9 protein-coding genes are annotated in these 12283 nt (G+C 72.5%); 7 read left to right on the top strand and 2 right to left on the bottom strand.

Annotation, left to right across the window (positions count from 1 at the left end; all coding sequences use genetic code 11):
• Positions 1–1071, bottom strand: a complete 1071-nt coding sequence (locus DQ392_RS15880; RefSeq protein ID WP_114016323.1) for an alpha/beta hydrolase family protein — start codon at positions 1069–1071, stop codon at positions 1–3.
• Positions 1072–1487: 416 nt separating this feature from the next.
• On the opposite strand from DQ392_RS15880, the gene DQ392_RS15875 reads away from it, so the two are divergent.
• The 6 genes from DQ392_RS15875 to mshD all read left to right on the top strand — a co-directional run bounded on the left by DQ392_RS15875 (position 1488) and on the right by mshD (position 8166).
• Complete coding sequence (locus tag DQ392_RS15875) at positions 1488–2273, top strand: response regulator transcription factor (protein WP_114016241.1); 786 nt, start codon at positions 1488–1490, stop codon at positions 2271–2273.
• Between the two features lie 180 nt (positions 2274–2453).
• On the top strand, positions 2454–3497 hold the full coding sequence (locus DQ392_RS15870; protein ID WP_114016240.1) for a LacI family DNA-binding transcriptional regulator: 1044 nt from the start codon (positions 2454–2456) through the stop codon (positions 3495–3497).
• Positions 3498–3685: 188 nt separating this feature from the next.
• Entirely contained in the window at positions 3686–4744 is a 1059-nt protein-coding gene (locus tag DQ392_RS15865) for a S1C family serine protease (protein ID WP_114016239.1), read from the top strand.
• A 158-nt stretch (positions 4745–4902) separates the two neighbouring features.
• Positions 4903–5703, top strand: coding sequence for a response regulator transcription factor (locus tag DQ392_RS15855; protein WP_114016322.1), 801 nt, complete (start codon positions 4903–4905; stop codon positions 5701–5703).
• A 134-nt stretch (positions 5704–5837) separates the two neighbouring features.
• Positions 5838–7256, top strand: coding sequence for a HAMP domain-containing sensor histidine kinase (locus tag DQ392_RS15850; RefSeq protein WP_114016321.1), 1419 nt, complete (start codon positions 5838–5840; stop codon positions 7254–7256).
• Between the two features lie 10 nt (positions 7257–7266).
• Complete coding sequence (gene mshD / locus DQ392_RS15845) at positions 7267–8166, top strand: mycothiol synthase (protein WP_114016238.1); 900 nt, start codon at positions 7267–7269, stop codon at positions 8164–8166.
• A 100-nt stretch (positions 8167–8266) separates the two neighbouring features.
• Here the strand turns inward: mshD and DQ392_RS15840 are convergent, their stop codons facing one another.
• Entirely contained in the window at positions 8267–9745 is a 1479-nt protein-coding gene (locus DQ392_RS15840) for a hypothetical protein (RefSeq protein ID WP_114016237.1), read from the bottom strand.
• A 287-nt stretch (positions 9746–10032) separates the two neighbouring features.
• On the opposite strand from DQ392_RS15840, the gene DQ392_RS15835 reads away from it, so the two are divergent.
• Entirely contained in the window at positions 10033–12243 is a 2211-nt protein-coding gene (locus DQ392_RS15835) for an RNA degradosome polyphosphate kinase (RefSeq protein WP_245981516.1), read from the top strand.
• Positions 12244–12283 lie beyond the last annotated feature (40 nt).

Below are 12283 nucleotides of genomic sequence, written 5' to 3'. Positions count from 1 at the left end.
TCAGCCGTCCGTACCCTCGGTGCGGTCCGCGCCGCCGGTGGCGCCGGGCTCCGGGGGTCTCCCGCTGCCCTGGGTGCGCCGTGTGCCGGCCGCGCTCTCGCGGCTCCCATGATGGGGCCTGGCGGCGGCCGCGTGTATCCGGGTGGCCGTCCAGGCGCCGATACGGTGCAGCAGCGCGGGCTCGGCGGAGTTCTCGGCGTGTCCGAACCCCGCCTCGATCCACAGCTCACACGCCTCGGGGTCCGCCGCCTCGGCGAGGGAGAGCGGGTGGTCGAGGGGGAAGTAGGGGTCCTGGTCGCCGTGGACGACCAGCAGCGGGACGGGCGCGATCAGTCCGGCGGCGGCCACGGGGGAGAGCGGCACGGGGTTCCAGTCGCGGTGGTGGACGCGGGTGCGGAGCCCGTAGCGGGAGACGAGGCGGCCGAGCGGGTGCTGGATCGCCCAGTGGAGCCGCCGCATGGGCGCTGTCCCCCGGTAGTACCAGCGGGCGGGGGCGCTCACGGCGACCACCGCGTCGGCGTGCGCGTCCGCGGGCTCCGCTGCTCCGCCGTCCCCCTGCCTGGCACCGTTCCCCGTCCTGGCGCCGTCGCCCTTGCGCGCGCCCGTGCGCCCCCCGTGCTTCACGGGGTCGGGGGTTGACGGTGTGTAGCCGTCGGGGGCGCCGGGCCGGTAAAGGGCGCCGTGGCGCAGGACGACCGAGCCGCCCATCGAGAAGCCGATCGTGGCCACCCGGCGGTGCCCGAGGGAGCGCGCCCAGGCGACGGCGGCGGCCAGGTCCAGTACCTCGCGGTCGCCGACCGTCGAGCGGCCGCCCGAGCGTCCGTGGCCGCGGAAGGAGAAGGTGACCACCGCCGCGTACTCGGAGAAGACCGCGGCCGCGCGGCGCAGCGCGGGCTTGCCGAGGGCGCCGGTGAAGCCGTGCGCGAGCACGAGCGCGCCGGGTTGCGCCTCGCCGCCGGCCGTGCACGCGTCCGTCCGGGAGTGCGGGTCCTCGCCGCCGCGCGGGGCGGCGTACGGGGTGTACGCGGCTTCGATCCGGACGCCGTCCGCCGCGCGCAGCTCCGTGCACATCGGTCCCATGGGGCTACTCTCCGTGAGGTTTTGCCGGGGAGGGCGAGGGATGTCACATGCCGCTCCGTCCTTCATGCGGGTATTCTGCTGGGCAAGCAGGACTCGGGCAGCGTCGCCCCCGGGTCCTTTTGTGCTTTCTGGGGGCCGGGGCCGTGGACAGGCCGCGGCCCAGCCCTCGGGCAGTGCCGTACGAAGCAGTGCCGACACATTCCCCCGGGCACAGCAGCCCGGGTGGCGTCCGGTGTGCCGGGCGCCAGGAGGGAACTCGACGTCATGGGCAAGCGAACCGTGCAGAACCGAGACCGGGACCGAGGCCGTTCGAAAGCACACCATCCGCGCTGGGACCCACCACACCTCTTCTCTCCCCCCGCCCCCTCCCCCCACCAGGCCGGCTCGCCGGAGGAGGACGTGCGCGCATGAGCTCCCTTCTCCTCCTCACCAACGCGCTCCAACCGTCCTGTGAGGTGCTGCCCGCGCTGGGGCTGCTCCTGCACAACGTGCGGGTGGCGCCCGCCGAGGGTCCCGCGCTGGTGGACGCGCCGTCCGCGGACGCGATCCTCGTCGACGGGCGCCGCGACCTGCCCCAGGTGCGGTCCCTGTGCCAGCTGCTGCGCTCGACCGGGCCCGGCTGCCCGCTGCTGCTGATCGTGACGGAGGGCGGGCTCGCCGCCGTCACGGCCGAGTGGGGTGTCGACGACGTCCTGCTGGACGCGGCGGGCCCTGCCGAGGTGGAGGCCAGGCTGCGGCTGGCCACGGGCCGGCAGCAGCTCACCGCAGACGACAGCCCGATGGAGATCCGCAACGGCGACCTGTCGGTGGACGAGGCCACCTACAGCGCGAAGCTCAAGGGCCGGGTCCTGGACCTGACCTTCAAGGAGTTCGAGCTGCTGAAGTTCCTCGCGCAGCATCCGGGGCGCGTCTTCACGCGTGCCCAGTTGTTGCAGGAGGTGTGGGGCTACGACTACTTCGGCGGCACCCGCACCGTCGACGTCCACGTGCGGCGGCTCCGCGCCAAGCTGGGGCCCGAGCACGAGTCCCTCATCGGGACCGTCCGCAACGTCGGCTACCGCTTCGTCTCCCCCGACAAGCCCGAGAAGCCGGGCAAGGGCGGGCAGGCGGAGAAGCCGGCCGGCTCTGTGGCGGACGAGGCGGAGCGCTTCACGCGGGAGGCCGCCTCCTCGGCCCGCCGCGGCGAGCACTGAGCCCTTCGCGCTGAGAGCCCTTTCGGCCGAGCTCTCTCACCGGGCTCTTGTCGCGGAGCTCTCTGGCGAAGCGCTTTCACCGAGACCTTTTCCCGCCGCCTCTTCCCGTCCCGCGGGGCGGGGGCAGGCGGCGGGAAAAGGACGGTCGCCCGACAGGTGGACCCGCGTAGACTCTGCGGCGTGGCCAAGGTGACGCGTGACGACGTGGCGAGAGTGGCGGGAACCTCGACGGCCGTCGTCAGCTATGTGATCAACAACGGTCCCCGGCCGGTCGCCCCGGCCACGCGGGAGCGGGTGCTCGCCGCGATCAAGGAGCTGGGGTACCGGCCCGACCGCGTGGCGCAGGCGATGGCGTCCCGCCGTACGGACCTGATAGGGCTGGTCGTCCCGGACGCCCGCCAGCCCTTCTTCGCGGAGATGTCGCACGCCGTCGAACGTGCCGCGGCCGAGCGCGGAAAGATGGTCCTGGTCGGCAACTCCGACTACCTCGACGAGCGCGAGGTCCACTACCTGCGCGCCTTCCTCGGCATGCGGGTCTCGGGCCTCATCCTCATCAGCGCGGGCCCCAGCGAGCACGCCGCGGCGGAGATCGACGCGTGGGACGCCCGCGTCGTGCTGATGCACCGGCGGCCCGAGGCCATCGACGACGTCGCCGTCGTCCTCGACGACGTGGGCGGCGCCCAGCTGGCCACCCGCCACCTGCTCGAACACGGCCACGACCACGTGGCCTGTCTGGGCGGCGTGGAGGAGACGCCGAAGCACGGCGACCCGGTCACCGACCACATCGTCGGCTGGGAGCGCGCCATGCGGGAGGCGGGCAAGTCCGTCGAGGGCCGCCTCTACCAGGCGCCGTACAACCGGTACGACACCTACCGCCTCGCGCTCGGCCTGCTCCGCCGCCCCGACCGTCCCACCGCGCTGTTCTGCGCCACGGACGACCAGGCCATCGGCGTGCTGCGGGCCGCACGCGAGCTGGACATCGACGTGCCGGGACAGCTGGCGGTCATCGGGTTCGACGACGTGAAGGAGGCGGCACTGACCGATCCGCCGCTGACCACGGTCGGCTCGGACCGCAAGGCGATGGCGCGCGCCGCGGTGGATCTGGTGCTGGACGACTCGGTGCGGATTCCGGGCACGCGCGCCGCGGGCGTTCCCGGCGGCAAGGGCCGGATGCGGCAGTTCCCTTCCGGGCTGGTGATCCGCCGGTCCTGCGGATGCGGGTAGGTTTTCCCGCGGGTTGCGTGTTCCGGTAACGGGGTGCCACTGCTCGTGGCGTGCGGTCCTCGGGTCGTTGGTGGCTTGCCGCGCGGTTCCCCGCGCCCCTTCGGGGCGAGAACTCCGGGGCGAGAACTTCGGGGTTTTTTCAGCACCTCCTCAGGTGGCTCTCATGTTGCGGGGCGACGCTCGGTGCCATGGAGAACTTCGAGAGGAACACTCAGCCGGGTACGGGGCAGCAGGGCGCGGGCGCGCCGTGGACGGACACCGCCACGTTCGGGGCCGTACCCCCGCCGCCCGCCGAGCCGCCCGCCGCGCACCCCCACGCGAAGCCGCGGCGGATGCGGCGGCCCGCCGCGCTGCTGACGGCGGTGGCCGTGGGGGCGGCCGTGATCGGCGGGGGCACCGCCTTCGGGATGGAGGAGCTGCTCGGCGGCGGCGGTGCGCCGAGCGCGTCCGCGCCCGCCGCCGACGGCACCAACGCGGCGGCCCAGGGCACGGTCTCCGACGTGGTGCGGAGCGTGAAGGACAGCGTGGTGGAGATCAAGGCGAACTCCGGTTCGAGTGAGTCCACGGGGTCCGGCGTGATCATCACCGAGGACGGTCAGATCGTCACCAACAACCACGTCGTGGCGGGGGCCGACACCGTCAAGGTGACGTTCAGCGACGGCAAGACGGCACAGGCCGACGTCGTGGGTACCGACTCCGGCAAGGACCTCGCCCTGATCAAGGTGGACGGGCGGGACGGCCTGACGCCGGCACCGCTCGGCGACTCGGACGACGTCGGTGTCGGCGACCAGGTCGTCGCCATCGGCTCGCCCCAGGGCCTGTCGAACACGGTGACCAGCGGCATCGTCTCCGCCAAGAACCGCGAGGTGAAGGTCCCCAAGACCGACGGCGACCAGGGGCGGCTCCCGGGCGAGGACGGTGGCGGCGGGCTCGACGGCGAGTGGCCGTTCGAGTTCGACGGCGGCGAGTACAACGGCGGCGTCCAGGGCGAGACGACGACCTACAAGGCCATCCAGACCGACGCCTCCCTCAATCCGGGCAACTCCGGTGGTCCGCTGTTCACCATGTCCGGGCAGGTCGTCGGCATCAACTCGGCGATCCTCCCGGCAGGCTCGGGCCAGGGCCAGGGCCAGACCTCGCAGTCCGGTGCGGGCAGCGTCGGCCTCGGCTTCGCGATCCCCGTCAACGACCTGAAGCAGGACCTGGGCACCCTGCGGGACGGCGGGGACAGCGGGGGCGGCGCGTGACGGTGCCGGTTCCCCGGCAGGCGCCGCGCACACCGTGGGCCGCTCCCGTCGCTCCGGTGGCTCCCGACGCTCCCGACGCCCCGGCCTCCCCCGGCGCGCAGGAGAGTCCTGGCGTTCCGGCCGGTGCGGGGAGGGTGGACGGTGCCAAGCTGGGAGCCATGCCCTCCGACACCCCTTCCACCCCACCCGCCGCGTCCTCCGCCCCGGGGCCGAGCCCGGCCGCGTCCGCGGCCCCGGCTCCGGCGGCCGAGGAGCCGACCGTCCTCGTCGTCGACGACGAGCCCGCCGTCCGGGACGCGCTGCGCCGCAGCCTGAGCTTCGAGGGGTACACGACCGTGCTGGCCTCCGACGGCGCCGAGGCGCTCGACCAGGTGGCCGAGCACCGGCCCGACCTCGTCGTGCTCGACGTCCTGATGCCGCGGATGGACGGACTGACCGCGGCGCGCCGGCTGCGCGCCACCGGGCAGCGTGTGCCGATCCTCATGCTGACCGCCCGCGACACCGTCGGCGACCGGGTCACGGGGCTGGACGCGGGCGCCGACGACTACCTCGTCAAACCCTTCGAGCTCGACGAACTCCTCGCCCGCGTCCGCGCGCTGCTGCGCCGCAGCTCCTACGCGCGCGAGCGGGCGCACGCCGACGCCACGCAGGAGCCGGAGACGCTCTCCTTCGCGGACCTGCGCATGGACCTGCGCACCCGCGAGGTGACACGCGGCGGTCGGCCGGTCGAGCTGACCCGTACCGAGTACACGCTGTTGGAGATGTTCCTCGCCCACCCGCGCCAGGTCCTCACCCGCGAACAGATCCTCAAGGCCGTCTGGGGCTTCGACTTCGAACCGTCCTCCAACTCGCTCGACGTGTACGTGATGTACCTGCGGCGCAAGACCGAGGCGGGCGGCGAGCCCCGGCTGGTGCACACGGTGCGCGGCGTCGGCTACGTGCTGCGGGACGACACGTGACCCACGGCGCCCCCGGCACGCCCCCGCACACCACTCCCACCCCCACCCCCACGCCCACCCCTCACCCGAGCCCGAGCCCGAGCCCGCGCAGGCTGTGGTTCCGGCTGCGGCGCGAGGGCGCCCGGGCCGTCTCCATGCCGCTGCGCGGGCGCCTGGCGATGCTGGCCGCGGCGACGGTCGCGCTGGCCGTCGCCGCCTGCGCGACCACCTGCTGGTTCCTGGTACGGGCCCAACTGCTCAGCTCCCTCGACGACTCGCTGCGCGACAACTCCGTCGCGCCCAGCGCGGTCGTCGACCGGGTCCGCTCCGGCCAGTGCACCCCGCCCGACCAGCCGGCGCCCAACCCCTTCGGCGCCACCGTGCAGGTCGTCGACACCTCCGGCGGCAGCTGCGTGATCGTCGGCCGCAAACTCGACGTGACCACCGCCGACGTCCGCGTCGCCGAGCGCGACCGCCGCCAGTCCCTGCACACCGCGCGCGCCGCCAACGGCACCGAGTACCGGGTGCGTACCACCCAGGTGCCCGGCACCGGACTCGCCGTCTCGCTGGCCCGGCCCATGACCGAGATCGACGAGTCGCTGCGCAACCTGGCGCTCATCCTCGCCCTGGTCGGCGGCGCAGGCGTCCTGGGCGCCGCGGGCGCCGGCGTGGCCCTCGCCCGCGCCGGACTGCGGCCCGTCGACCGGCTCACCGGGGCCGTCGAGCACATCGCCCGCACCGAGGACCTGGCCGTGCGCATCCCCGCCGAGGGCGACGACGAGATCGCCCGCCTCTCCCGCTCCTTCAACGCGATGACCGAGGCCCTGGCCAGCTCCCGCGAACTCCAGCAGCAGCTCATCGCCGACGCCGGACACGAGCTGCGCACCCCGCTCACCTCGCTGCGCACCAACATCGACCTGCTGGTCCGCAGCGAGGAGACCGGCCGCGCACTGCCCGAGGACGACCGCAGGGAACTGCTGGCCTCCGTACAGGCGCAGATGACCGAACTCGGTGAGCTCATCGGCGACCTTCAGGAGCTCTCGCGCCCGCACGCAACGTACGACGCCGCCACCGGCACCGCGCCGGGCGAGGCCGGCGACCCGGCGCACAGCGGCATCGTCGGACTGCACGAGATCGTCGAACGCGCCGTCGAACGGGTGCGCCCGCGCGGGCCGCGGCTCACCCTGACGACCGCGCTGGAACCCTGGTACGTGCGCGGCGAGCCCGCCGCGCTGGAGCGGTCCGTGGTCAACCTGCTGGACAACGCGATCAAGTTCAGCCCCGAGGGCGGCACCGTGCGCACCGCGCTGCACGACGGGACGCTGACGGTGCGCGACCACGGGCCCGGCGTGCCCGCCGAGGACCTCCCGCACGTCTTCGACCGCTTCTGGCGCTCCCCCTCCGCACGCAGCCTGCCGGGCTCGGGACTCGGCCTGTCCATCGTCGCCCGCACGGTCGCACAGAGCGGCGGGCAGGTGTGGCTGCGGCGGCCCGAGGACGCCGGGCCCGGGACCGAGGCGGTGCTCCGGCTGCCCGGGGCGCCCACGGCGCCCCCCGGAGCCCCTTCGCCGTAGGGTCGGTCCCATGAGTGACGTGGAAGTTGTGGACGAGGTACCCGCAGGTGTCGTACCCGAGGTCCTGGCACTGATCGAGGAGGCCGCGCGGCAGGACGGCCAGGCCGCCGTGTCCGAACAGGGCCGGATCCACCTGCGTGGCGGCCCCCGCGAAGCGGTCCGCCACCTGCTGCTGCGCACCGGCGACGGCACCCTGGCCGGGTACGCGCAACTCGAGGACACCGACCCGGTGGAGGCGCCCGCCGCCGAACTCGTCGTCGCCCCGGCGGCCCGCGGCAACGGCCACGGCAGGCGGCTCGGCCAGGCCCTGCTGGAGATGTCCGGACGGCGGCTGCGCCTGTGGGCACACGGTGGGCACCCCGCCGCCCGCCATCTCGCGCAGAGCCTCGGCCTCACCCTCTTCCGCGAACTGCGGCAGCTGCGGCGGCCGCTGGCCGGCTGGGACCAGCCCGAGCCCACGCTCCCCGAAGGGGTCACCGTCAGGACCTTCCAGCCCGGCGAGGACGACGCGGACTGGCTGGCGCTCAACGCCGCCGCGTTCGCCCACCACCCGGAACAGGGCGGGCTCACCCAGCGCGACCTCGACGACCGCAAGGCGGAGGAGTGGTTCGACCCGGCGGGCTTCTTCCTCGCCGAACGCGGCGGGCGCCTGATCGCCTTCCACTGGACCAAGGTGCACGCGGCGGAGGGCCTCGGCGAGGTGTACGTACTCGGCGTCGCCCCCGGCGAACAGGGCGGCGGCCTCGGCAAGGCCCTCACCACCATCGGTCTCCGCCACCTCGCGCGGGAGCGGGGACTGCCGACGGCCATGCTCTACGTCGACGCCGACAACGTGGCCGCCGTCAGGGTCTACGAGGCCCTCGGCTTCAGCACCTACGAGACCGACCTGATGTACCGCACCGAAACGTAGGAGCCCCCCGCGGCCGCCCCGGCGCCTCCAGGCGGCCGGGGTGGCCGCGGTCGGCCCCCGCCGGTCCCTCTTACGCCGGCGAGACCTCCCAGCGCCTCGGCTAACGCCTCGGGCCGGTCGCCGACCGCTTCACCGGCTGGTGGGTCGGCTGAGCGGCGACGTTCGCGGAGGCGTTCGGCCTTTCCGGGGACGGGGTCCGGGGCATGGACATGTTGGCCACATCCTGCCGCAGCTGCTCCACGGACATCCCCTTCTCACCGGCCGGGCTGGGGGTGCGGCGCGGGGAGTTGTCGGCGGACGAGGAGTACCGCACCTCGTAAGGGATGCGCGATGGCTCGCTCAGCTTCTTGAGCTCGGCCCGGGATGCCGCGGACAGACCCGGGTTGGAGGCCGCCCGAGCGGCCTCGGCCACACCCATGTTGGTGGCCTGCACGAGGGTCACCTTGTCCCCGGCGAGGGTTTTGCCCAGGTCCATGGGGTCGCGCTGGTCGCTACTGCGCCAACTGTTCTGGCTGACCTTGGTCAGGCCGAGCTGCGGCAGCACGCGCGCACCATTCACCTCGAACGCCTGCATGGTGATGGCGTCCCAGACCTGCGGATCCACCCGAGGCGCTCTGCCCGGCCCTTGGCTATCCGGCGTCCGGGGCCGACCGTAGACGAGGTGGGCGGCGTCGATGGCGGCGTTGATGTTCATCCTGCCGATGATGTCCTCGCGGCGCGGGTCTCCTGGGTTGTACTTGGCGGCCAGCAGATTGTCATTCGTGAGGGTGATGCGTGTCGGCCGGAACCTGGTGTGGCCGTCCTGGTCCCTGAAGGCGACGTTCTGCTTGCTGACCTCGTCCTGGGCCATCTTCGCGAGGTAGCCGATGTACTGGTTGGCCGCCGCCTGGCCGAACTGCTGCCCGCGGGTGCCCTCACGCGCGTACACGGCGAAGGCGTCGAGATGGCGCACGTACTCCGGTTCGATGCCCGCCGCGTCGAACCGTTCGGGCGTCGACTGGTACTCGGAGCTCAGCGGGTTCCGGATGAGCGCGTCCTCGCCGTGCGAGAGGTCGACGATCTTGAGCTCGGCGGTGGAGAAGTCGATCGGTGCCACCGCCGCCGGGTTGAAGTTCGGGCTCCTTTGCACCGCCTCCCACTCCGAGTCCCTCATGTGGTGATGCGAGAGGTCGACGTGCAGGCCCGTCTCGGCGCCCATCCCGAGGTAGAAGCTCAGGTCCTTCGTCGAGATGTGACCGGCGTTGGCGGCCTCCATTCCGTAGATGTCTTTGAGCGTGTCGCTCGTGTACTTCGTCCGGTCGAGGCCATGGGCCAGCTTGTCGGCGATATCGGGAAGGTGCACCAGCCGATAGCCTTGCTCACCGGCATCCCTGGCGTATCCCTCCATGAGCTCCTGCCACTGCTGCCGTCCGGTAGGCCCCGGGTGCCGCGGTGGAAGCACCCGCAGTTCCCTCGGCGCATTCGGAAACCGCTGAGCCAGTTCCTTCAGCCCGTTCTTGACCGCATCGCCCATCTCCTGCTCGCCGATCCAGTACGTCGCGACGAGCTCTGGTTCCCTGACCGGGTCCCGTTCGGGCATGTCCGCCCCCCTCCTGCGGTGGCGACCGGGCGCCGCCAACTGCCCGATACAACGGGCGTGTTGTGGCACGGGTTCATGATCCGGACGCACGCCGCCGGGCCCCGTGGTGACGGCCCACCGAGCGAGAACGGCCACGCCCCCCGAGCACAGGCACGGGCGCGGAGGAACCCGGGGGTAACCGGGGGCGCCCCGGGTTGCCATGTGGACGTAACCAGCGATTCACACTCTCTTGCGAGGCTCGCGAAATGCCCCGCCTCATCCTCGTGAAGAGCATCGACAATGGCGGTATGACCCAGCAACCGCACCGCCCCAGCAATGTTCCCGGCGCGGGCCCCGACCTGGGCCTTGACCCGGACATCGACTCGGATGTCGACAGTTTCGAGGACGGCAGCGGCCACCCGGCGCACACGGCGGACGACCTGCCCGCCGACCGGTTCCTGGACCGGGAACGCAGCTGGCTCGCGTTCAACGAGCGGGTGCTCGAACTGGCGGAGGACCCGCGTACACCGCTGCTCGAACGGGCGAATTTCCTGGCGATCTTCGCGAGCAACCTGGACGAGTTCTTCATGGTGCGGGTCGCGGGGCTCAAACGGAGGATAGCGACGGGCGTGGCGACCCGGAGCGCGTCGGGGCTCCAGCCGCGCGAGGTGCTGGAGGGGATCTGGAGCAGATCCCGCGAGCTGATGGCGCGGCACGCCGCGTGCTACCAGCACGACGTGGCGCCGGCGCTGGCGCACGAGGGGCTGCACCTGATCCGCTGGGCCGAGCTGACGGAGAAGGAACAGGCGCGGCTGTTCAGCATGTTCCGGCAGCAGATCTATCCGGTGCTCACCCCGCTCGCGGTGGACCCCGCGCACCCCTTCCCGTACATCTCGGGGCTGTCGCTGAACCTGGCGGTGGTGGTGCGCAACCCGGTCAGCGGCCACCACCACTTCGCCCGCGTGAAGGTGCCGCCGCTGCTGCCGCGGTTCCTGGAGGCCTCCCCGCACCGTTATGTGCCGCTCGAAGACGTCATCGCGGCGCACCTGGAGGAACTCTTCCCCGGCATGGAGGTGCTGGCGCACCACATGTTCCGGGTGACGCGGAACGAGGACCTGGAGGTGGAGGAGGACGATGCGGAAAACCTCCTCCAGGCGCTGGAGAAGGAGCTGATGCGGCGCCGCTTCGGGCCCCCGGTCCGGCTGGAGGTCGAGGAGTCCATCGACCCGTACGTGCTGGACCTGCTGGTGCGGGAGTTGAAGGTCGGCGAGGCGGAGGTGTATCCGCTGCCCGGCCCGCTGGACCTCACGGGCCTGTCGGGTATCGCCTCGGCGATGGACCGGCCCGAGCTGAAGTACCCGAAGTTCGTGGCCGGTACCCACCGGGACCTGGCGGAGGTGGAGTCGGCGTCGGCCCCCGACATCTTCGCCGCGCTCCGCGAACGGGACGTGTTGCTCCACCACCCCTACGACTCGTTCTCCACCTCCGTACAGGCCTTTTTGGAGCAGGCGGCGGCCGACCCGGGCGTGCTGGCGATCAAGCAGACCCTGTACCGCACCTCGGGCGACTCGCCGATCGTGGACGCGCTGATCGACGCGGCCGAGTCGGGCAAGCAGGTACTGGTCCTCGTCGAGCTCAAGGCCCGCTTCGACGAGCAGGCCAACATCAAGTGGGCGCGGAAGCTGGAAGAGGCGGGATGCCATGTCGTCTACGGCCTGGTGGGGCTCAAGACGCACTGCAAGCTGTCGCTCGTGGTGCGGCAGGAGGACGAGGTGCTGCGCCGGTACGCGCACGTCGGCACCGGCAACTACCACCCCAAGACGGCGCGGCTGTACGAGGACCTCGGGCTGCTGACCGCGGACCAGCAGGTGGGCGCCGACCTGTCGGACCTGTTCAACCGGCTCTCGGGCTACTCGCGGCGCGAGACCTACCGGCGGTTGCTGGTCGCCCCGCACTCGGTGCGGGACGGGCTGGTCTCCCGCATCAAGAAGGAGATCACCCACCACAGGGCGGGGCGCGAGGCGTACGTGCGGATCAAGGTCAACTCCATCGTCGACGAGGCGGTGTGCGACGCGCTGTACCGCGCTTCCATGGCGGGCGTGCCCGTCGACGTGTGGGTGCGCGGCATCTGCGCGCTGCGCCCCGGGGTGCCGGGACTCAGCGACAACGTCAGAGTGCGCAGCGTGCTGGGCCGGTTCCTTGAGCACTCCCGTGTCTTCAGCTTCGCGCAGGGCGGCGATCCCGAGGTGTGGCTGGGCAGCGCGGACATGATGCACCGCAACCTGGACCGGCGCATCGAGGCGCTGGTACGGGTGACCGACCCCGCGCACCGTGCGTCCTTGAACCGGCTGCTGACCACGGGCATGGCGGATACGACCGCGTCGTGGCATCTGGGGCCCGACGGGGTGTGGACGCGCCACGCGCTGGCGGCCGACGGGGAGGGGCAGCCGCTGCCGAACGTGCAGGAACTGCTCATCGAGGGGCGGCGGCGCAAGCGCGGCCCGACGGTGGCGACATGAGCGCCGGCCTGGGCCGGCGCCCGCACGGCGCGGGCAGGTG

The organism is Streptomyces reniochalinae, from assembly GCF_003323735.1.
In the GTDB taxonomy this organism is placed as follows: Bacteria; Actinomycetota; Actinomycetes; order Streptomycetales; family Streptomycetaceae; genus Streptomyces; species Streptomyces reniochalinae.
This window is presented reverse-complemented; position numbering and strand designations above follow the sequence as displayed.